The sequence below is a fragment of the Micromonospora sp. NPDC047465 genome (assembly GCF_040643125.1).
Taxonomy (GTDB): domain Bacteria; phylum Actinomycetota; class Actinomycetes; order Mycobacteriales; family Micromonosporaceae; genus Micromonospora.
Genome location: NZ_JBEYTP010000004.1, coordinates 132368 through 152723, shown reverse-complemented (window position 1 = coordinate 152723; position 20356 = coordinate 132368). Strand labels below are relative to the sequence as shown.

Genomic DNA, 20356 nt, shown 5'->3' with positions numbered 1-20356 from the left:
AATCTCGATTTGCGAGACAGCGGCTGAGGCAGGAGTGGGGTAAACCAGGACCGCAACGAGGAATACGACACCTGCCAACAGTGCCGACACTCGTCTTTTCATGATCCAACTCACCTTCCTTACGACTACCGCCCCGTACACAATTTCGGGGCATCGGTCGGCGTCGTTCAGGCATCACGCTACTCGTGACGCTCCGTGATCGGCCTGACCAAGAAGACGGTGGTGGCTGACTGATCGGCCCGGTTGCCGCCTCCGATCTACGAGTCGTCTGGTCCCGCCGGAGGCAGCTTTGGCTGCGACACTGGCGCGATGTTGATGTGGATTGGGCGGAAATGCCTCTCGACATCTCTCAGCGTCGGTGGTCGCGGTCCGGCCTCTTCAGGACTAGATGAGGACTGACGCAGGCCATGCCGTGGGCTGCCCCGCGCCGGTCCGGTGCTGCAGTCGCTCCGCTACCTACCGGGCCTGACTGGTGCTATCACGTCCCGCCACAGCACCTTCATCAAGGCCCCATGTCGATCGGTGCCGCCAGGTGGCATGAGCCGACGGGCGTACAGGGTTAGCAGGCCAGCCCATACCGCGACCACTCCAGCAAGCACCGTGCCGGTCGCAACGACGAACGGGATGAACACCACCGGCGGCTTCAGGGACCACAGGGCCACCACGGCGACGCCAACGCCCCACATGAGGAGCCCGAGAGGCAGACAGCGGTACCCGATGACAAGCAGTCGGTACGCCGAAGTCGCCCGGATTCGGTCGACCGCCTCCTCGGCTTCTGTCATGTCTGTCGCTCCTCCGGCCACGGCACCGGATCATCGTGGCAGGCAGCACCAAACGTGCCAGCGGAACCGCTCGACACACGGGTTAGGAAGTGTGGATACGGCCGCAAGTTGCTCGGCAGTGAACCGCTTGACTGCGTCACCACGCTGGCTGCCACGTCCAGGAGCTGACCGCCGTTGACTGTCGTCGCCCATCCCAACGAGCACCAACGGGCACGGCGGGACGAGCCCGTCGCGCTCGCACCGTCAGTTTGGAAGAGCGTGATCGACCGGTCGTGACGCCCGAAACGCCTGTGGGCGGCGGCCAGCCCGGTTGCGCCTCGTGCCCGCTCGTGCCCGCTGCGCGCCACGGTTACTGGCCCAAGGATGGCCCATGCTGGCCTGGGGATTAGAAGGAGATCGCGGATGGCTGGTCAGGTGACTGCTTCCCTGGTTAGCCCGTCTGCCGTTGTCGGATGGCGTCGGCGTCAGCAGATGGTCTTGACTGTATGGCTGGCTGTACGGCCGGCCGACGCGTGGTCACGGAAAGCCCTAGGCTGACGCCATGTCGGCCGAGCACAACGTGATTGACCTAGACGGGAAAGATCGCCAGCCGGCGGGCCGAACCGCCCCTGTCCGCCTCGCGGCCAGCCGGAAGTGGAATGTACGGCTCGTGGCTGCCTTCGTGGTCGGCATTGTGCTCGGCGGTGTCGGTGTTGGTGAGCTGCGAGACTCGCGGGAGGAGCGGGAGCGGAACGGATCGGTTTCACTTGTGGCCTTTCCTGCATCCACCGGTAGCGGGGGTGCGGACGCCACGGACGTCCTCCAGCTGGACGGGCAACTGGCAGTGATCAACGCCGGCCCCGCGCCAATCACGGTGAATTCGGCTACCGGTCAACGACCTGGCGTCCAGGTCCATGACACCGGCCAGCCTCGACTGCTGCGCCCTGGCGGTACCGCCTGGATCAGTGTCAAGCTGCGCATCGAGTGCGCTCTCGCTTTTGGGAGCGAGCCGCTGTCGATAAGGTTCTCCGTCGAGACCGCCGACCGACAGGTCAGAGAGGTCAGCTACCCCGTCGCAGTAGCGGGAAGCGCCTGGCACCAGGGGGCTGAGCGCCCATGCACGGTCCTCGCTGATTTGGCGAAGCGTCACGGCTAGCGCTGAAGCGGATCTCTGAGGAGGGCCGGGGTTCGGGGCGGAGCCCTGAGGTCTTCAAGGGCTTGGTCGTCCCAAGCGTGGCCGGCCGGCACGGCCGATGCCGGCCGGAGGTCGCCACCAGGCCGGGGCCGGGCCGGCGCGGCCCGCTTGCGGGCCGCCTTGACCACGACCAGGTGGCGATGCTCGCGGAGGCGTGCGGGCGGTACGGGGCTGCTCGTGCGGTTTCTCGCCCACACCGGCTTGCGGTGGGGTGAGTCGTCGGCGCTGCGGGTGTCTCGGCTGGATCTGCTACGGCGTCGGGTGACAGTGGCGGTGGCGTTCGTGGAGGTCAGCGGAGAGCTGGTGGAGGGCACACCAAAAAACCACCAGCGGCGATCAGTGCCCATCCCACGCTTCCTCGTCGACGAGCTGGCCGCGCACGTCGCCGGCAAGCGTCGAAACGAGATGGTGTTCACCGCCCCGAACGGCGGGCCGCTTCGCAACACCAACTTCCGGGCGCGGGTCTTCGGGCCGGCGGCGGCATCGGTCGGGCTGGTCGGACTCACTCCTCACGACCTGCGACACACGGCCGCGAGTCTCGCCGTGGCGGCGGGCGCCAACGTCAAGGCAGTGCAGCGGATGCTGGGGCACGCCTCCGCCTCGATGAGGCTGGACGGGTATGCCGGGATGTTCGGTGACGACCTGGACACGGTCGCCACCCGGCTGGACGAAGCGGTCGCCGCACGGGACAAGGACTAAGGACTCAGCCCGCCAGCGGGGACGTGATCGACCTCGGGAAACGGCGAAGCCCAGGTCTTTGACCTGGGCTTCTGTACCGAGCCGCCTGACGGAATCGAACCGTCGACCTACGCATTACGAGTTGATCGGGTCCTCGTATCTGGGCTCAACATAGGTGCTCATGGCGTCGCTCCTCCCCTGCTAGGAGCGCTATTACCAACTATGGCAAACCATGTTCACGTCCGATACTGCAACCTTTTGGTGCAACCGCCCGGTCAGGGGTTGCGGAGATCGGTGCTGTCGTCGTCATCGTCCGCGCCGCCGCCGAGGGCGTCCTGGGCGGCGTCGCCGTAGCCGCGGTAGTACGCCTCGCGGGGCGCGGCGGCCACAGCCACCGTCACGGTACGCACAGCGGCGCCGCTCACCTGGCGGACGGTGACCACCACACTGATCACGGTCAGCGCGCCCGCCAGCCCCAGCGCGGCCTGGCGGGCGCTGCCCTGCACCTCGCAGAGGGCGAGCAGCGCGTAGCCGGTCCAGGCGGCAACGGCGGCTACGGTCAGAACGTTGGCGGTCTTGCAGGTCTTCACGTATTAGCTCCTCCGAAGGGGCGGCTGTGGTCGAGCCGGGCGCCCGGGGGCGTACCCGGCAGCATGCCCGCGCTGCGGGCCGGCCGGGAATCAGGCGGGCCGTGGATCGAGGTGTGTCGCCCAGGCGGTGAACATGTGGGAGCTAGGGCGCAGTACACCGAGGCGGGCCAGCGTCGGTGCGCGCGCGGCGCCGGGAAGGGTGCCGTCGAGGAGAGACAGCACGTCCTGGTCGGCGGGTTTGACGACCGGCGGGGCAGCCTCGCCCAGGGGCGGGGACACTGGCGGGCTGGGCCTCGCAGGGCGGGGATGCTCGGCGCGGCCCGGGTCGGGTTGCCGGTCAAGGGCGGCGCGGGCGACACCGCGACTGCGGTCGACGTTGCGGGCCGACCGGCTGCCGTCGCAGGGTGGCACGTCACGGGCGGCGGTGGCGCTGGCCGACGCAGGGTTGGCCGGGGACTCGCCTGCGGGGACGGGCCCGATGACCGCAGGCAGCGGCAAGAGAACCGGCGCGACGGGCAGGATCGTCGGGTTGACGATGCCTGGGAGCGTCACGATGTGGCCGGGTTCGCTGCCGGTGTGGGCCGGCGGCGGGGACGTCGGAGACACCGCTGGCGGCAAGGCGTCAACGACCTCCTCGACAATCTCGCCGATGGGGTTGGCCGGCGGGGCCGGGGCGGAGGTCGGGTCCGGCGGAGGCGCTGTCGGCGGCTCCAGCTCGATGCTGGGCTCGGGCGCGGCGCGCTCGGGGTCGGTCGACAGGATCGGCTGCTCAGGCTCCGCCTCGCGGGCCAGCTCCGGCATCACCTCAGCGACGGCCTCGCGGGCCCGGTCGGTTGCCCGTTCTGGCAGGTGGCCGGCCCGGTCGAGCAGCCCTCCCGGTTGCTCGACTGAAGGTGGCCGATCAGCCTGGGCGGCGGACACGTCCAGGGTGGACCAGACGCACCAGGCGAGCCCAGCCAGACCACACACGAGGGCGGCCCGCGCGGCGATCTTGGTCCGCAAGCTGCCTCCCCCCGGAGCTTCGCTGGTCGTCCCATTGATGGGATTGCCCGGCAGGCAGCCATAGTGGCGCACTTGTCGATCGAGCGCGAGTCTTTGCCGGCTCGGCGTGGAACTTCCACCGCCCGAATCGTCGCCGCCTGACCGCTTTGCGAGAATCGCTGTGCGTCATCTGAAAATTACGCGAAGGCTACAAGCCTACCTAGATGGGGCGGGATGCTATCGAACAGGCGTACGAACAAATCAAGATCGGCGATCTTGGTTAGCGGAACGAAAGCTCCACCGCGCTCGCCGCGTGCACCCCCACCACCCGGCCGCCCACCGCTATCACCAGCACGTGCTCCCCCAGCGTCAGGCCGCGCTCCGCACGCTCCTTGCTGCTCGCGGGACGGCTGATCACCGTCGCACCCCGGGGCACAGACACCCGCCTACGCTCCTCGGCCACCCGCACCCGCGTACCGTAGCTGGGCTCGGTGACAACCAGGCCCTCGCTGCGCAGCACAGCCAATGCACGGCGTACCGTCTCACGGCTCACGCCGTGCTCCTGCTCAAGGCGCGTGCTCGACGGCAGCAGCCCTCCAGGCGGGATCCGTCCCGAGGTGATCTCTTCGCGCAGCAGGTCAGCGAGCTGCTGGTAGACAGCCCGCTCCGCGCGAAAGTCGATCACCCACGCACCGTACGGACCCAGTGTCCACTGAGGTGCCTGGGATCCGGGGATCCGGGGGCCCCCGGATCGACGCATTCCCTCTGCATCGACCGCCATGAGCGGTACCGTCCGAGGTGGCGGCCCCGCCGGTTGTAGCGGTCGGCGGGCCGCCGCCCAGACCGCTACCTGGGAGAGGCCACCATGGAGCCGACCATCGGCGAGCACCTCGCTCGCATCCGCCGCCAGTCCACCCTCACGCAAGAGCAGCTCGCCGAACGGGCTGGGGTATCCGTCGAGACCGTGCGCAAGCTGGAGCAGGGAGAGCGGCAGAGCGCCCGCATGTCCACCCTCCACAAGCTCGCCCGCGCCCTCGGCGTACCCACCACCGCGCTCATGGGCTCCGCCGCCCGCGCCCAGGCCATGCGGGAGCCCGACGCCGCCCCCCTCGGCCTCGTCGGCGTCCGCCGCGCCCTCACACCCGTCGCCGGCCTCGACGGCCGCCCCGTCGACGCCACGGCCGAGACCAACCCGCCCACGGCCACCGACGTCGAGCGTGCCGTCGCCGTCGCCAACCGCGTCTACCACTCCAACGACTACGCCAGCGCCATCAGCCTCGTACCCGGCCTGCTCGGCGAGGCCCGCGCCCTGGTCGACGCCACCGACGGCGACCAGCAGCTCCGGGCGCACGCGCTCGCCTCGCAAGCGCACCAGCTCGCCGGACGGCTACTTATCCAGCTCCGCCAGGTCGACCTGGCCCACGTCGCCCTCACCATGTCCCTCGACCACGCCCGCCGCTGCGGCGACGAACTGGTGGGCGCCGCGGCCGTCGCCCAGATGTGCTGGCTGCTGCTGCGCCAAGGGCGGTTCGGTGAGGCCGACCAGCTTGCCGTACGCACCGCCGACCAGATCGAGCCGCGGCTGTCCACCGCCACCCCGGCGCAGCTCACGGCGTGGGGATGGCTGCTAGTCAAGGCGGCCTCGGCGGCGGTCCGGGACGCCCGAGACGACGACGCGCGGGAGATGCTCGACCTGGCGGCGGCGGGCGCCCACCGGCTCGGCGAGCACGTCGACCCGCTCGGCGCCGTCACCGGCAACGACTTCTCCACGGAGGCGGTCGCGCTGATGCGGGTAGAAGCGGCGGTCATCGCCGGGCAGCCGGACCGTGCACTGGAGCTCGCGCAGGGAATCCCCCAGTCCCCCCAGGTGACTCCGTCGTCCAGGCAGCGCCACCGCCTGGACGTGGCGTGGTCGCACGTCGAGACCGGCCAGTACGCCGACGCCACGGGGGTGCTGTTGGATCTGCGCGACACCGCGCCCGCCTGGCTGCGGCAGCAGCGCTACGCCCGGGAGATCGTGCAGTCGATCGCGGAGGGCCGGCGGCGGGCGATGAGCGCCGAGCTGGCGGAGCTGGCGTCGCTGGTCGGGTGCTGACTGGTACGTGACGTACCAGTCACACAGTCGATCACTGCCTGTAGCCCGTTGCGTACCTTGTAGATCGGCGATCTACAACCGAGCCTGAAACCCGGGACGGTGGCGGTGCACCGCCACCGTCCCGCCGGGAAGGGCAGGGGCGGTCGCCGCCGAGGGGCCGGCCGCCTCAGTCCCCGACAAGGGGGTGCAGCGCGATGACATCCATGTACGACGAGGTCAGCCCGTCTGCGGTGGCGGCCGTCGCCAGCACGATCATCGACCGCCACGACAACGGCGGAAAGTGCGGCGGCTGCACCTCGGACGGCTGCGAGGCGCTCGGCTGGGCCCGGACCGCACGGGCCCAATACCGCGCCGACCGCGCCCGCCGCCTGGGCGTCGAGCTGGCCCGGTGAGCGGCCTCTCCCTGGCCCAGATCCGCAACCGCTTGATCCTCGACGCGCGGGTCATCATCACCGACCACTGGCCGCGCGCCGGGGTGCGGGACTGGTGCCCGATCTGCCACCACACCTGGCCGTGCGAGCCGACCCAGGTTGCGTACGCCTACCTGACGCTGGTCGGCCGCGGCCGGTGGATCCCGCCGCACGACCGCTGAGGGCCTACGCCTCCGGCTGGCCGGCCTTCGCCAGGACCGCCGAGCGTCGCAGCTGGTAGGCGCCGCGCGTCGACAGCGGCTTGTACCGCCAGCCCTCCCCCTCCGCGCCCCACTCGCGGGCGCGCTGGCCCTCGTCCTGGAGGGACCGCTGCACGGTGCGCTCGGAGACCTCCAGCAGGTCGGCCGCCTCTCTCGGGCTGATCCACACGCTGCTGCTCACCCTGCGCTCCCTGGTCCGTCGGCGTCTCCCTGGGGATGATCTCACGCCAGTCGCGCCACTGATAACCACGACGACACGCTACGCCAGTCACGACAGTTGCGCCAGAAGCGCCAGACACGCCATGATGGCGGGCATGACGGAGCAGATCAACGGATGGTGGGCCGAGAGCCCATGGCTGGTAGCCACCCTGGCCGCAGGCGCGGCGCTGGTCGCCGTGCTCGCCGTCACCCTGGTCATCCGGCTCGTCGCCAAGACCGCCCGAGCCGTACGCGGTGCCGCACCGAACCTCAAGCTGGCCATCGGTCAGGCCCTCGTTCAGGCCGGTGTCACCTGGGCCGTCGTCACCGGCACGTACGAGTTCTGCACCAAGGTCTTCAAGCTCCCCGAGTGGGAAGCCGGCGCGTTTGCGGTCTTCCTCGAGGCGGCGACCTGGGTCACGGTCGGCATGATCTACGACCACGGCAAAGGCAAGGACAAGCACGGCAAGGCCAACGTCGGGTTCGGCCCGGCCGGACCATTCTTCTGGCTGTTCTCCGTACTCGGCGGCGTCCTGGCAGTCATCGCCGGAGCCAGCTTCGGGGCGATGGTCGGCCGGGCCGTGATCGTGGTCTTCGGCGCGTGCCTGTGGTACCTGGCCCTACTCCGGGTAACCCGCCGGTCCGGCCAACGCACTCGGTTCCGGTGGACACCGCGCCGGCTGTTTGTCGCTCTGGGCGCACTCGAACCCGAGTCCCAGGACGTCGCGGATGAGCACGAGGAGTGGCAGATCCGCAGGATGGCCCGCGCGATGCGCTGGGCGAACAGCCGCTGGCCGTGGTCATGGCTCGGCAACCGGGCCCTCACCAGCCGCGCCGAGCAGACGAAGGAGAAGGTCATCGAGGCCGCTCGGCGCCGATACGCGGTCGCTCACGTGGTGGTGTCGTCGGTGCGGCCCGACTCCGAGGTCATGCGCCGCATCATCGAGGACGTCAAGCGCGGTCCGATGGCGCCGGTGAGCAACGAGCTGCGAACCGAGCTGGACGAGATCCGGATGGGCACGCGGCAGGTAACCACCGAGTTGCGCGCCCAGGTGGACCAGTTGCGGACCATCGACGGCATTCGCATGCCCGCCTCGATCGCGGACCAGATCCCGGACCAGATCCCGGCCGACTGGATCGCGCGGCACCGGACTAGGCCCGTGGACGAGCCTGGTCCAGACCGGGCGGTCCGGGTGGACCAGGGCCCGGCCGGCGACATGGACCACCCGCGGACCAGCGAGGTGGACCAGACCCCGGGCCAGACCGGACCGCGCGACCTGGTCCACGTCCGGACCACTCCGGTGGACCAGGTCGTGACCAGCGGGTCTGTGCCTGCCACCCGAACCACTGCGGCCCGGCGGACCACCGTCCGCGTGGACCAGATCAAGCCGGTCAGCCCGGCCGCCGGAGGCACCGTGCCGCCCCGGGTTGAGCCCATGGTCCAGGCCCTCCGGGAGGCGTACCCCGGGGCCATCCCCGGGCGCCGGACCGTCATGGACCAGATGGGCTGGACCAGCGCCGGCGACACCCAGAGAGCCATCAACCTGGTCCGCGCCGAGCGGACCAAGACCACCACGAAGGAGAGCTGAGCATGCCCGTGCGCTTCATCGTCAACGCCCTCTACCCGATTGGGTGGGTGCTCTTCGGCTTCAGCCTCGCCGGAGTCGTCTTCGCCTCCGCGCCCGCCCACCGCCCCCTCGGCGCCCTCGCCATGGTGCTCAGCCTGGCCATCGTCGCAATCGGCGCGCCCTACACCCACCGCAAGTAGCGCCCCGGGGCGCGGCTCACCGACCAAAGCAGCGCCGCGCCCCGGGCCCTCCCCGAGAAGGAAGGAACCCTCATCATGCCCACCACACACCTGATCCGCGGACACGTCCCCGAGGACTCGCCGCTGCGGGCGCTCGCCGGCCGCATCGTCACCATGCCCGCCAGGTCGCTGGCCGAGCTGGCCGAGCGGGTCCGCGAGCTGCGCCAGGCCGGCGTTCAGCCGGTAGTCCTGGCCGCCCCCCGCCGCGTGCCGTGGACCCCCATCGCGTGGGCGCTCACGGGCGGCGTGCTGGCCTCCCTCATCACCGCACTGGCCGCGATCCTCACCGACCACACCACCACCGCCTGGGTGGCCGCAGGCGCCATGGTGCTCCTCGGCATCGCCCTGTTCCCCGTCCTCACGCACCTGGAGATGGACCGCTGATGGCCACCCAGATCTACCGCGTGCACGTCTTCGACGGGCAGTACGAGGTGCTACACAAACGCGTCATCACCTACCAGCTCGACCTGGAGGGCCCCGGCCTCGACGGGATCCTCGACCGGCTGCTCCAGGCCCTCACCCGGGCAGCGTTGGCCGAGAACGAGCCGATGGACTCGCCGCGCCTGGAGATCCGGGACGCCCGGACGGGCACCACCGTGCTCGACTGGATGGGGGCGTGACCGTGGAGCACACCATGTCTCCCACCGCCGTGGCGATCCTGCTGCTCCTCGCCCTGGTCGTCGACTACATGTCGATCGGCCCCAACTCGCTGCGGGACCGCCTCGCGTTCCTGATGGCCGTGCCCGCGATCAAGGAGGGCTTCGACGGGAGCCCGGCCGACGCGAAGACCGTGGCCGCCCTCGGCGGGGTCATCGAGAGCCTGCTCGACTCCACCGGCGGCGCCTACATCGCCGGGGCCAGCGTCAACGCCGTCCTCGGCGTCAGCATCGGCCTGCTCTGGATCTACACCATCGGCTGCATGCTGCCCGTCAAGATGGGCAAGAAGTTGGGCAGGTTCGCCACCCTCACCTGGCCCCAGAGCCCGCTGTACCGGCTCAACGCCAAGATGTGGATCGTCGCGATCCTGCTCGGCATGATGTCCGACCTGCCCGGCGGCCTGATCGGCGACATCACCCGGTCGCTGGTCGACATCGTGACCGGCCTCGTCGCGCCCCTGCCCGCTCTCCTGTTCGGAGCCGCCTGATGCTGACCACCATGACCCTCGCCGCGGCCGAGGAGCCGTCGCGCGGCTGGGGCGGCCCCATCGCCCTCGGCCTGGTCCTCGCCGTCTACATCGCCGGCGCGACCCTGCACGACTGGTGGATGCGTACGCGGGGCCTCCCCTCCCCCACCGACGGGGATGACCCGGGTGTCAGTGTCAATCCGCAGGTCAGCGCGGTGTCTGACACCGATGACACCGGCCGTGACACCGGCTGGTGGGGGCGACTGATCACCCTGCCGGACGGCCGGCGGGTGCGCTCCACCGCTCCGGCCGCGCTCGTCGACGAGGAGCTGGACCTCGACCTCGACGGCGCCCAGGACGAGGAGGAGCCGGCGACGATCGAGGACGTCGTCGGCACGATGCTGGACCGCGGCCACCCCTACGCCGAGATCGTCCGGGCGATCATGGAGGAGTTCGAGGTGTCCGAGGCGACGGCCAAACGGCGGATCCGGGACGTGCGCGCCGAGCGGATCGCGGCGGCAAGCTGACCCGGACGCACGAAGCGGCCCCGCCCTCCCGAACCGGGAGAGCGGGGCCGCTTGCATGTTGGTCGGTGCCTGACCGGGACGTCACCGGCAGCACCGCGCCGACGATCCTACCGGCGCGGCGCAAGGAGGCGAACCACAATCTCCCAGGGGCCCGCACTCGACTCGGTATCAGGCAGTCTGCTCCGTCGCCGTGCCGTTGACGACCTTGTCGTGGACGAGTCCGCTACTGATCGCGGACTGCTGCAACCGGGTGTTCTTCAACAGACCGACGTAGGCACCCACCGCGATGCCGAAGTTCACGACCACCGCGTAGCCGACCTCGACCGCGTTGAAGGCGACGCCTCCGTCCGTGGCGGCCAACCACGCCTCCAGGAACGCCTTCAGGGCGGCCAGCGCGAGCAGCACCAGGCCCTTCGGGCCGGCTGACCACGACTGCCGCATGAACAGCGCCGCAGCGAGCGGCAGCAGGACGGTGAGCGCGAGCGACAACACGCCCGCCAGGTTGGGGGCGAACAGGTAGGTGGGCAGCTCGGGCAGGACGATGGATTCCATGGTCCACTCCTCGGGGTGGAATGCGGCTAGTGATTGATGGTCGTCGTGGTGCCGTCTCGGCAGCGTCACCGGATACGGTCGGGGGATGGTTCATGTGCCGTCGCTGCCTCAGGGGCAGCGGATCAAGCTGGCCGAGCTGTCGGGCGTGGCCGGCCGGTACGGCATCGGCGCCGACCGGGACCGGCCCCGCGACGAGGCAATCGCGGCCGTGCACGAGGTGACCACCGACCCGGAGCTGCTCGGTATTCAGGCCGGTGTGGCTCTCGCGGACCCACACGGGATCAGCGGGCCGACGGTGGAGCTGCTGCGCGCGGCTGGCGCCGACATGCGAATCGCCGAGGAGCACGCGGCCGAGGTCCGTGCCCGCCTGGCGAGGTAACGCCCAGCGGACCGCCTACGCTTGTGCACAGTGGACGGTCGAGGTGCGCGGCCGTCCACAGCCGGGCGGGACGCACCCCACCCTTCACGTCCCGCCCGGCCCCGCACGCCGGCGGCCGGCACGGGACGGGTCTAGTCGTCCGCCACGCAGGCGGCGATCTGCCGGGCCCCGCTGGTCGTGACCACGGTGACCGTCTCCGCGTGCGTGCCGTCCGGGCACTGCGCGCCGGCCGGTCCCGCCTCGCCCTGCGGCCCCTGCTCGCCGCGTGGTCCGGCTGGGCCAGCTGGGCCGGGCGGCCCGCTGGGTCCGGCTGCACCCGGCGGTCCGTTGGCGCCAGCCGGGCCGGCAGGGCCAGCCTCGCCCGGTTCCCCGCGGGCCCCGGCCGGGCCGGTCGCCCCGGGCGAGCCGTCGCGGCCATCCTCACCGTCTAGGCCGGGCAGCCCGGGCGGGCCAGGCGGACCAGCCGGGCCGGGTTCGCCGCGCTCACCGCGCAGCTCCGACGGGTCGACCACACACGTCCCGCCGAGCTGCCGCACCTGCTGGCACAACTGCTCCGCCCCGGACACGGCGGAGTCTGCGCGCTGCTGCTCGGCGGTGGCCTGCCGGCCCAGCGACGCAGCTACCCAGCCGGCCGCCGCGAAGATCAGGGCGGTGGCCACCAGCGCGATGACCGCACGTCGGCGGCCACGCCGATCCATCCGCCGCCGGAGAGTTCTGGTCTCATCCGTCACGGCACACCCCCCGGCGGCCGGTATCGCTCCAGCTCCCGCTCCGCGAGTGCTGCCTTGTCCTCCGCCACCCGCCTGGCAGCGCGGGCCTCGTCGACGGCCTTGTTGAGGTCGTCGACGCGGCTCTCGGCGGCCTTGCGCCGCACGTCGGCCTCGTCGGCCCGCTTCTCCGCCCGGTCGATGGCGTCCTGGTACTCGCGCCTATCGACCCTGTTCGCGTTGAGGAGGTAGATGACCACGCCGAGGAGGGTGCCGCCGACGCCGATCGCGCCGAGTCCACCGGGCGGGATGAGTGCCGCAAAGTCCACACGACGTCAGGCGGTGAGTCGTGCGGCCAGCTCGGCGGCGACCTGATCGACGGTGGCACCTCCGGGTGGTCCCGCCGGCCCCTGGGGGCCCGGCCTGCCCTGCGGACCGGGGTCGCCCTTCGGCCCCGCCGGGCCACGCTCGCCCTGCGGTCCCGCCGGGCCCTGCGGTCCGGGCTGGCCGCCCCCGCCCCACTTCCGGGCGAGCTGCGACTCCAGGTAGATCTTCTCGGCCGGGCCGAACACCTTGCCGTCGACCGTCCGGCCGTTGTGCAGCTTGACGAGGGCGGCCAGCCCGCGCGCCGTCGCGTCGCCGTACTTGCCATCGACCGCCCCGACGAGGTTGCTGATGGTCGGGTTCACGTTCTTGAGCTGGTACTGCAGGTACCGGACGTGTTCGCCCTGGTCACCGCGGCGACTGAACATGTCGCTATCCCCTCCGTCGACTGCCGGCCACCCGGCAGCGTTCTCATCGTCTGCCGCCCAACCCGAGATGTGCGGGTGGTCCCGGTGCGGATCGCCGTCGAACGCGCGCTTTGTCCAGCCGCTCGAACGCGACCAGATGAACCCGTCGAAGATGATGTAAAACAGCCGGGCCCGCGACCCCGGGTCCCCGACGAGGTTGTCGATCAGCCCGTACGCGTCGGCCCGGCTGAACGCGGGCCCGAGCATCACGTCGATGGCCCGGTGCTCCGGGTTGTTGTCCGAGTCCGACTGCGCTGCCCGGGAGCCCGACAGGTCGTCCTCGTTGTGGTCGGACGCCCGCAGCTTGTGGGCCGCGTCGCCGATTCCGTAAATGACCACCCCCGGGTGCCGACGCTTGATCGCATCGGTGAGGGCCTGCATGTTTCTTGCTCGCATCAGGTGTCCACTCCCGTGTCGTTGACGGCCACGGCCTGGGCGAGGACGGCCCACGCATGCTCGTCCGACTCGGCCGCCGTCTCCAGCCGCACCGTGTCGATGTGCTCCGCCGTGTTCAGAGGCCAGCTCTGGTCAAACTCGGCGGCCGCCTGATAGCGGTGCACCCAGGCAGAGCCATCGGCCTCCACGGGGCCGTGGTACTCGGCAAACACCCCGCCGTCCAGGAACAGCAGGTGCCGGTCCTCGTCGGCGGTGTAGTCCCAGCGGCCGTCCCCAACCGATATCCACATGGTTTTTCCCTTCAGAGTCGGACCCAGGTCACGTGCATGGACGACGCGGCAGAGCCAAGGCTGGTGTTCAGCGACCCGCCGGAGTTCTGGAACGCGCCCAGCTCGACGTAGTCGCCCTCAGCGAGCCGCACCTGGGTGGTGCGGGCCGCGATTCGGCTGGCTGTTGACGCTGTGGTCACCGCCGGCAGCATGACGTCGTCGAGCACCGTCCCGTTGATCAGCCAGCCCACGCCCCGCGCCCCGGTCGCGTTTGGCGCGAAGCCGACCCCACCGCCCAGCAGGTACACGCCCGGGTACCGGCAGGTGTAGCGGGAACTGCTGCCGGAGTGGCCGCCGATGCCGTCCGGGTCGGTGTCCTCGATCTCCAGGTCCAGCGTCACGGGGGTGAAGTTGCCGCCGTTGGAGATGGCCTGGGCCACGCCCTGGCGGAGGATGGCCACCGGCCGGCGCTGCATGAACATAAGCCGCGCCGGGGTCAGCCGGCCGCCAGTAGCGATCGTGGGTACAGCAGGCATGTCGGCTCCTCACAGGGGTGCGATGGCGGGCGCCCATACGTCGACCTGGGTGCCGGCCGGCCAGGACCGGGTGAAGCCGTTCAGGCCGCGTCCGTCCGGGGCGGACGACAGCCGCTGAAACGCCCCGGAGCCCGTCACCGTCGACTCCGGCGCGAGAGTGAACCCAGCCACCCGCCACGTCGACGTGGCCGCGGGGGTGCCCTGGTGTCGGGCCCGCATGACCACCTGGCCGGCTGTGGCGGGCGAGGTGAAGGTCACGATCAGCGGCGTCCACACTCCCGGCGTCAGCGTCACCGGCGTGCCGAACGACGACGAGATCGGGACGCCGGCGCCGGTCTGCCAGTCCGCCGCGATGGACACCTGCACGGCCGCCACGTCGGCGTGCGCCCACATCGTGAGCCGGTAGCTCGTCGACGCGTTCACCGCCACCGGCGTGGACGTCATCTGGCCCACCGCCGACACACCGTCGGGCGTGATCCGTGCCGCTCCGTGCGGGGTGTCGGGCCGGCCCGACGCCGTCCACGAGATGCTGCTGGCCGCGCCGGCGTACCCGGCCACGTCAGCGACGAACCACGGGTTCGGGTTGACGACCGATCCGGGGGCGTCGGCCCGGATCCGCTCACCGCCGACGCGGACATCCAGCGGGTAGTCCGTGGGGTCAGCCGTCCACGGCCCGTTCCCGGCGGTGTTGGCGACGGCCCACACCGTGCCTGCCTCGGCCAGGTCGGCAGCGAGCGTCGACCCGTCGGCCGGCACCCGCTGGTCGCCGTCCACCTCGGCGACCTGCCACGGCGCCGCCGGCTGCACGTTGAGGGTGACCCTCCACCCCCGGCGGCCCCGGTACGTCTCCGACGCGCCCATGACGATCTGGTCGATGACGCCAGGGGCCTGGGCCGGCGGGTTGACGACCTGGACCCGGGCGCCGGGCCGCACGTCGCACCACACGGCAGCCAGCTCACGGTGCGCGTACAGGTCGATCGACAGCGTCGGGTACCGCAGATCCTGGACGCTGTTGCGGCGCAGCCACCACGCGGCATGGGCCCCGAGGAGGGAGTCGTCGAGGTGGTGCACGGTGGTGGTGCCCTCGATCTCGCCCTGCATCGCGATGAGCGCCTCGTCTCGGGCGGTCCCCGATGAGCCGCCCTCCCGGGACACCGTCCAAAGGTTGCGGCGGTTGGGATCCTCGGCGGTGGGGGCCAGGTCCCCGCCGAGCTGCCCCGCTGCGGCGTCGATCGTCAGGGTGACCGGGGCGTTGTAGAGGGCCACCCGGGGGAGGAACGCGAAGCCGAAACCGTCCTCGTAGAGCAGGCCCTGGTCGGACTCCGCGCACTGGCCCGCCAGCTCGGCGAACGTGCCGGCAGGCTGAGGGCCCATCCGGGTGATGTCGTCGACGGGAAGCACAGGCGGCGTGAACGCTAGGCCCTCCTCCGCGCACAGCCGGTCGAGCCGCAGGTGCGCGGCTTCGCCCTCCCACGGCAGGATGTCCGGGGCCCGGATCAGCCGCCCGTATGGGTCGGTGATGTCGCGCCACATCGGCAGGCTCGGCGTGGCGGTGGGCCACACCGTCAGGTGCCCCATCGGCACCGGCGCGGTGGCGGTGATGCCATCAGGGTTCGCCACGATCTGCGTCGGGCCAGCGAGGGTGCCCGCCACGGTCGACGTGATCGCGAAGTTGCTGCCGAAGTACAGCGTCAGGGTGATGTTGCCGCCGCTCTGAGCTGCGGTGATGCGCCAGGCTCCGAAGCTGTGGCCGGCGCCGCCGTTCACGTGCGTCGCGGCCCCGCTGGCGTTGTACGCCCTCAGGTTCCAGTTCAGCACGGTGCCGGCCGTGAAGAAGACCAGCCGCCACCGCACGAAGCTGCCGGCGGGCGTCTGCCACTCGATCAGGGCCAGCTCCCCGGCGTGCGAGCTGACCTCGACCTCCGCCATGAACCCGATGGCGTACTGCCCCGCCGCTGTGCACGCGGCGGTCACGTCGGCCGGGATGGACGCCACCAGGCGGCCACCGGCCGACAGGTCTGGCAGGGGCAGGCTCCCGATCGCTGCGTTACCGCCGGCCGTCTCGATCGACAGGCCAGCGAACTCCACCACGCCCGAGACACCGATCGGCGGGTGCCCAGGGATGGCAGAGGCCGCCTGCGTGGCATCCCCGCCGTCCTCGCACGGCCAGTACGCACCCGGGCTGCTGGCTACGGTGGCGCGCCGCATCGCGGACCGCTGCGGCGGCCGGCCCCGCTCCAGCCGGCCCAGGATGCCGACCGCCTGGACGCGGGTGACCGCCATCAGCGCGCTGGCCCCCGGCCACTCCACCGCCCAGTTCCGCACGAAGCCGGAGAACCGGACCCTCCAGCCGGTGCCGTCGCCCAGGTCGATGGCGTACTCGATCGGCGTCCACTCGATGACGTGCGGCCAGTACGGCGACCGCCCGTCGAACGGCGTGAACCGCGCGTCGGGGTTCTTCAGGCTCAGGCCGAGCGTGGCGGTTTCGACCTTGCTCGCCGAGCTGGACGTGCCCCAGGTGACCTGGACATCGTGGGGCACATGCCAGTAGGAGGTGACGTCGGTCCACAACCACGTCTCGACCGGGTCGGCGATCGTGGCCCCGAACGCGATCCGGATCCGCACGTCTCTACCCATGCCGCCTCACCTCTGTCCGAGCGCTGCCTGCACGTCCCCGCCGCCCTTGAGCTGGACCTGCTCGCGCAGCACCAGCACCAGATCTCCGCCCCTGATCCGGAACTCGCCGGTGAGGAGGAGCCGCAGCAGCCCGGCGACCGCCGATCCGGACGCGAGCGGCTGCACGGTCGCCCCGCGTCCGAGGTGCACCAGCTCCGGGCCGCGCTCGCCGACGATGGCCATGCCGGAGCCGAGGATGTGGCCGCCCTTGGCGAGCATCGGCAGGTTTGGCGTGGAAAGCGTCACGCTCGGAATGGAGATGCCCATGATCGAGCCACCACCGATTGTCAGGGACAGGCCATTCCACTTTCGGATTAGCCAGTTCACGGCGGCTCGGAAACTGTTTTTGATCCCGTCCCACATTCCCGACGCGGCCCGGCTGATCCGCTTCGGCAGGCCGGTCACGAACCCGACGACCAGGTCCCAGGTCTTCGTGATGTTCCGCCAGCCGGCCTTGGCGCCGTCAACGAGGCCGTTCCACAGCTTGACGAAGAATCGGCCGACTCCCGTCCAGAAGCCGGAGAAGACCGACCACCACAATTTCGCGCCGGCAACGATCAGATCCCAGGCCCAGAGGGCGGCGTCCTTGATGAATTCCCAGGTGGCCTTCCAGAAATTGCGGAAGCCCTCGAATTTCATCCACAGACCGACGATGACGAGAATCAGCCCGATCACGGCGATGACGATGAGCCCGACCGGGTTGAGCATCATCGCCACGTTGAGCGCGATCTGGGCGGCTGCCCACGCCTTCGTGCCGAGGACGATCAGGCCGATGATCCCGGCAAGGAGGCCGAGCCCGGCGGCCAGCGGACCCACCCAGCCCGAGTTGCGGGACAGCCACCCGAAGGTGGCCTCGATCATCGGGATGGCCTCGGCGAGCTTGTCCACCAGGGCTGCCTGGGCGCGCCTCTTGAAGGACTCCAGCTTCTGGGCGGAGGTCTGCTCCAGGGCGTCACCGGCCCGGCCGGCGGCACCGCCCACCTTGCCCAGGGAGGCCGCGGCGGTGTCCAGGTCCAGCCCAGCCAGGGCGCCCTGGAGGTCCTCGGCCTTGGTGCCGAACAGGGCCACGGCTGCGGCCTCGCGCTCGGTGGGGTCCTTCATGGCCTGGAGCCGCTCCAGCACGGTGCCGAGGGCTTCCCGGGCGGCCGGTCCACCCTTGGCGAAGATGGCGGTCATCTTCTGGGCGTTCAGGCCGATCGCCTCGAATCCGGCGGCACTGGTCTTGCTGCCGTCGGCCGCTTTGATGGCGAACTCCTTCAAGGCGTCCGCGACCACGTCGAGGTCCCGCGCTCCGGCCTGCACGCCCTGATTCATTAGGCCCATCGCGTCCGCCCCGGACAGGCCGAGCTTGCGGAACTGGGTGGAGTACTCGCTGAACGACTCCAGCAGGTCACCGGCCTGGTCACCCGACACCTGGAAGCCGCGGGTGATGAGGTCGAGAGCCTCCGCGGCGTTCTTCGCCAAGCCGTTGCGGACCATCTGCCCCGCGGCCCTGGCCGCCTGGGTCACGTCCAGGTCGAAGACGGTCGCCAGCGTCTGCGCCTTGACGGTGATGTCCTCGATGATCGCCGCGTCGACGCCCTTGGGCAGCAGCCCAGACTGCATCACCGACCGGGCGGCGAGCATGGCGTCCGTGGCGGTCTCGCCGAAGCCCCGCCCGTAGACGCGGCCGGCGACCTCGCCGAGCTGCTTGGCCAGGACCGGGTCGCCGACCTGGGCGGCCAGCTTCGCGCGAGCGGCGTCGAGCTGGAGGCCGCCGAGGAGGCCGGCGCCGATGCCGGCCGCGAGCGCGGCACCGACGACCGGACCGTACTCGCGGGCCTTCTGCCCGGCCTGCTCGAGCTTGCCGCGGGCGGCGCGGAGCGTGCGGTCGAGGGCGGTGTCGTCGGCCTTCAGGTAGGCCACCAGCTCGCCGAGCTTGAGCGCCACGATGCCCTCCCTCCGGGCTCAGGTCCCGGGCATGCCCGGGATCGATGGGGTTTCCGGCTCCGGCGCGAGCGCCCGATACAGGCGCGTGTCCGCCGACAGGAGGCCGGTGATGCGGACCTCCAGCCACCGCCACGACCGACGCTGCATCAGCCGCCGGTCCTCGACGTCGACGCCGTAGACGTCATGCAGGTCGGCCTCGATGAGCCGCCAGTGGGTCAGGAGCGTCTCCCACGAGACCGCCTCGCCCGACCGCTCCCGGCGGACTTCGTCGGGGACCTCGTACCACTCGTAGAGGCCGGTGTGCGGGTCCCGTTCCCCGCGTCCGTACTGGTCCGCCCAGCGGCCCGACGCTCCTTGCGGTTCGTCGGGCCCCATGCTTCCGGGCGGCCACCGGACGTCCAATAGCGCTCAGCGGCTTCCTCACCGCCGATGATCCACAGGTACGCCGTCTGCCCGGCGAACTGGATGTACGGGTCTGGTACGGCGTCGGCCATCATCTGCTGGTACACGTCGCCCAGGACCCGTTCCGGCAGGCTGAGGTCGCTGCCGGGCAGCTCCGGCAGGGCGTCGATCCGGGCGACAGCGGCCTGCATTTCCTGCTCGGTCGAGGCGGTGTGGATCTCGCCGGTGAGCTGGGCGATGCGACGGCACCAGAGCCCCAGCTCTGCCGACGCCAGGGGCACGACGTACTCCTTGCCCTTGATGGTCAGCGTGAGCCCGGGGCTCCAGTACTCGTCGAGGTCAGCGAGCTTGTTGGCCATCAGGCGTACGTGTAGTTGTCGGCGTTGACGTTCGGGCTGGTGCCGTCGGGCGTGGTCACGGACACCTGGACGGTGCCGGCGACGCCGGCCGGGGCGGTCGCCACGATGTGCGAGTCGCTGACCACCATGTAGTTCTCGGCGTTGTTCGCCCCGAACTTCACCCCGGTTGCCCCGGTAGTGCCGGCGAGGTGGGTGCCGTAGACGTTGACGAGGTTCCCGCCGGCCGTCGGGCCGCCTGCGGGGGCCAGGCCGGTCACGGCCGGCGTCAGGTCGGCGACCGGGTTGGTCACCTCAGCGTCGAGCGGGCCCTGGCCCTGGATGACGATGGAGACGGTGTCCTGGGCGCCGCCGTTGCCGCCGTCCGGGGACCACTGCTTGACGTACGCGCGGCCTTCCTTGGCGTCGCCGACCCCGTTGCGGTCGTACCAGCGGACGCCGAACTCGCCGTTGGCCACGCCGTTCTTGGCGGCGTGGTACTTGGTCTGGAGGAAGGCGTGCACCGGGTCCAGCGCGGTGCCGGCCGCGTTCGTCGAGTGGAGGATCTTCACCTCCAGCCGCCAGTTGTAGCCGGTGACGGACTCGCGGGCGGCGCCGTCGTCCTCGTACGCCTCGTCGGATTCGGTGCGCAGCTCGTCGATGGGCTTCAGTTCCTGCACGCCCATCAGCCGCTGGTACTGGCTGGCCGGGAAGGCGGCGGTGTCGATGTCGACCCGGAGTCGCCGGGCGAGCATGGTCCTGCGGTCGGTGGGGGTCGTCGCCATGACGTACTCCTCG

Annotated in this window: 28 protein-coding genes; 12 read left to right on the top strand and 16 right to left on the bottom strand. The window is 70.9% G+C overall.

The window, feature by feature from the left end; all coding sequences use genetic code 11:
• Positions 1-452: 452 nt before the first annotated feature.
• Positions 453-782, bottom strand: a complete 330-nt coding sequence (locus ABZ793_RS06335) for a hypothetical protein (protein WP_357452774.1) — start codon at positions 780-782, stop codon at positions 453-455.
• 541 nt (positions 783-1323) lie between these two features.
• On the opposite strand from ABZ793_RS06335, the gene ABZ793_RS06330 reads away from it, so the two are divergent.
• Positions 1324-1917 (top strand): hypothetical protein, encoded by a 594-nt coding sequence (locus tag ABZ793_RS06330; RefSeq protein ID WP_357452772.1) that lies wholly within the window; start codon positions 1324-1326, stop codon positions 1915-1917.
• Positions 1918-2133: 216 nt separating this feature from the next.
• Positions 2134-2655: a tyrosine-type recombinase/integrase gene (locus ABZ793_RS06325; RefSeq protein WP_357452769.1), complete on the top strand. Its 522-nt coding sequence runs from the start codon at positions 2134-2136 to the stop codon at positions 2653-2655.
• Between the two features lie 254 nt (positions 2656-2909).
• On the opposite strand, the gene ABZ793_RS06320 is transcribed toward ABZ793_RS06325, so the two are convergent.
• From ABZ793_RS06320 to ABZ793_RS06310, 3 genes are all read right to left on the bottom strand, one after another.
• Positions 2910-3224 carry a hypothetical protein gene (locus ABZ793_RS06320; RefSeq protein WP_357452766.1) on the bottom strand — a complete coding sequence of 105 codons (315 nt, stop codon included), beginning with the start codon at positions 3222-3224 and terminating at the stop codon, positions 2910-2912.
• 90 nt (positions 3225-3314) lie between these two features.
• Positions 3315-4298, bottom strand: coding sequence for a hypothetical protein (locus ABZ793_RS06315; protein ID WP_357452763.1), 984 nt, complete (start codon positions 4296-4298; stop codon positions 3315-3317).
• 187 nt (positions 4299-4485) lie between these two features.
• Positions 4486-4890, bottom strand: coding sequence for a winged helix-turn-helix domain-containing protein (locus tag ABZ793_RS06310; RefSeq protein ID WP_357452760.1), 405 nt, complete (start codon positions 4888-4890; stop codon positions 4486-4488).
• 180 nt (positions 4891-5070) lie between these two features.
• On the opposite strand from ABZ793_RS06310, the gene ABZ793_RS06305 reads away from it, so the two are divergent.
• From ABZ793_RS06305 to ABZ793_RS06295, 3 genes are all read left to right on the top strand, one after another.
• Complete coding sequence (locus tag ABZ793_RS06305; protein ID WP_357452758.1) at positions 5071-6300, top strand: helix-turn-helix transcriptional regulator; 1230 nt, start codon at positions 5071-5073, stop codon at positions 6298-6300.
• Between the two features lie 194 nt (positions 6301-6494).
• Positions 6495-6692 carry a hypothetical protein gene (locus tag ABZ793_RS06300; RefSeq protein ID WP_357452755.1) on the top strand — a complete coding sequence of 66 codons (198 nt, stop codon included), beginning with the start codon at positions 6495-6497 and terminating at the stop codon, positions 6690-6692.
• On the top strand, positions 6689-6892 hold the full coding sequence (locus tag ABZ793_RS06295; protein WP_357452752.1) for a hypothetical protein: 204 nt from the start codon (positions 6689-6691) through the stop codon (positions 6890-6892). The genes ABZ793_RS06300 and ABZ793_RS06295 overlap by 4 nt, the downstream gene beginning before the upstream one ends.
• A gap of 4 nt (positions 6893-6896) precedes the next feature.
• On the opposite strand, the gene ABZ793_RS06290 is transcribed toward ABZ793_RS06295, so the two are convergent.
• Positions 6897-7112: a hypothetical protein gene (locus ABZ793_RS06290; RefSeq protein WP_357452749.1), complete on the bottom strand. Its 216-nt coding sequence runs from the start codon at positions 7110-7112 to the stop codon at positions 6897-6899.
• Between the two features lie 133 nt (positions 7113-7245).
• Here ABZ793_RS06290 and ABZ793_RS06285 point away from each other — a divergent pair, with 133 nt between their 5' ends.
• From ABZ793_RS06285 to ABZ793_RS06260, 6 genes are all read left to right on the top strand, one after another.
• Complete coding sequence (locus ABZ793_RS06285; RefSeq protein ID WP_357452746.1) at positions 7246-8718, top strand: hypothetical protein; 1473 nt, start codon at positions 7246-7248, stop codon at positions 8716-8718.
• 2 nt (positions 8719-8720) lie between these two features.
• Positions 8721-8897, top strand: a complete 177-nt coding sequence (locus tag ABZ793_RS06280; RefSeq protein ID WP_357452743.1) for a hypothetical protein — start codon at positions 8721-8723, stop codon at positions 8895-8897.
• 75 nt (positions 8898-8972) lie between these two features.
• Positions 8973-9320: a hypothetical protein gene (locus ABZ793_RS06275; RefSeq protein ID WP_357452740.1), complete on the top strand. Its 348-nt coding sequence runs from the start codon at positions 8973-8975 to the stop codon at positions 9318-9320.
• Positions 9320-9556 (top strand): hypothetical protein, encoded by a 237-nt coding sequence (locus ABZ793_RS06270; protein WP_357452737.1) that lies wholly within the window; start codon positions 9320-9322, stop codon positions 9554-9556. Before ABZ793_RS06275 ends, ABZ793_RS06270 begins: the two co-directional genes overlap by 1 nt.
• 14 nt (positions 9557-9570) lie before the next feature.
• A complete protein-coding gene (locus ABZ793_RS06265) occupies positions 9571-10080 on the top strand; it encodes a hypothetical protein (RefSeq protein WP_357452734.1) in 510 nt (169 codons plus the stop codon).
• On the top strand, positions 10080-10586 hold the full coding sequence (locus tag ABZ793_RS06260; RefSeq protein ID WP_357452731.1) for a hypothetical protein: 507 nt from the start codon (positions 10080-10082) through the stop codon (positions 10584-10586). Before ABZ793_RS06265 ends, ABZ793_RS06260 begins: the two co-directional genes overlap by 1 nt.
• A 168-nt stretch (positions 10587-10754) precedes the next feature.
• On the opposite strand, the gene ABZ793_RS06255 is transcribed toward ABZ793_RS06260, so the two are convergent.
• Entirely contained in the window at positions 10755-11138 is a 384-nt protein-coding gene (locus tag ABZ793_RS06255) for a hypothetical protein (protein WP_357452728.1), read from the bottom strand.
• 85 nt (positions 11139-11223) lie between these two features.
• Between ABZ793_RS06255 and ABZ793_RS06250 the strand changes: the two genes are divergently transcribed.
• On the top strand, positions 11224-11517 hold the full coding sequence (locus ABZ793_RS06250) for a hypothetical protein (RefSeq protein ID WP_357452725.1): 294 nt from the start codon (positions 11224-11226) through the stop codon (positions 11515-11517).
• 131 nt (positions 11518-11648) lie between these two features.
• Here ABZ793_RS06250 and ABZ793_RS06245 read toward each other — a convergent pair whose 3' ends face one another.
• The 10 genes from ABZ793_RS06245 to ABZ793_RS06200 are packed head-to-tail and all read right to left on the bottom strand — an operon-like array spanning position 11649 to position 20343.
• Positions 11649-12215, bottom strand: coding sequence for a hypothetical protein (locus ABZ793_RS06245; RefSeq protein WP_357452722.1), 567 nt, complete (start codon positions 12213-12215; stop codon positions 11649-11651).
• Positions 12216-12244: 29 nt separating this feature from the next.
• A complete protein-coding gene (locus ABZ793_RS06240; RefSeq protein WP_357452719.1) occupies positions 12245-12553 on the bottom strand; it encodes a hypothetical protein in 309 nt (102 codons plus the stop codon).
• A 6-nt stretch (positions 12554-12559) separates the two neighbouring features.
• Positions 12560-13411: a hypothetical protein gene (locus ABZ793_RS06235; RefSeq protein ID WP_357452716.1), complete on the bottom strand. Its 852-nt coding sequence runs from the start codon at positions 13409-13411 to the stop codon at positions 12560-12562.
• Positions 13411-13701: a hypothetical protein gene (locus ABZ793_RS06230; RefSeq protein WP_357452713.1), complete on the bottom strand. Its 291-nt coding sequence runs from the start codon at positions 13699-13701 to the stop codon at positions 13411-13413. Before ABZ793_RS06230 ends, ABZ793_RS06235 begins: the two co-directional genes overlap by 1 nt.
• 11 nt (positions 13702-13712) lie before the next feature.
• On the bottom strand, positions 13713-14216 hold the full coding sequence (locus tag ABZ793_RS06225; RefSeq protein WP_357452711.1) for a hypothetical protein: 504 nt from the start codon (positions 14214-14216) through the stop codon (positions 13713-13715).
• 9 nt (positions 14217-14225) lie between these two features.
• The gene (locus ABZ793_RS06220; RefSeq protein WP_357452709.1) at positions 14226-16853 is read right to left on the bottom strand and encodes a hypothetical protein; all 2628 of its coding nucleotides are present in this window, start codon (positions 16851-16853) and stop codon (positions 14226-14228) included.
• Positions 16854-16859: 6 nt separating this feature from the next.
• Positions 16860-18821: a phage tail tape measure protein gene (locus ABZ793_RS06215; RefSeq protein WP_357452706.1), complete on the bottom strand. Its 1962-nt coding sequence runs from the start codon at positions 18819-18821 to the stop codon at positions 16860-16862.
• An 18-nt stretch (positions 18822-18839) separates the two neighbouring features.
• Complete coding sequence (locus ABZ793_RS06210; RefSeq protein WP_357453172.1) at positions 18840-19040, bottom strand: hypothetical protein; 201 nt, start codon at positions 19038-19040, stop codon at positions 18840-18842.
• Positions 19037-19582, bottom strand: coding sequence for a hypothetical protein (locus ABZ793_RS06205; protein WP_357452703.1), 546 nt, complete (start codon positions 19580-19582; stop codon positions 19037-19039). Before ABZ793_RS06205 ends, ABZ793_RS06210 begins: the two co-directional genes overlap by 4 nt.
• Positions 19582-20343 carry an IPT/TIG domain-containing protein gene (locus tag ABZ793_RS06200; RefSeq protein WP_357452700.1) on the bottom strand — a complete coding sequence of 254 codons (762 nt, stop codon included), beginning with the start codon at positions 20341-20343 and terminating at the stop codon, positions 19582-19584. The genes ABZ793_RS06205 and ABZ793_RS06200 overlap by 1 nt, the downstream gene beginning before the upstream one ends.
• Positions 20344-20356 lie beyond the last annotated feature (13 nt).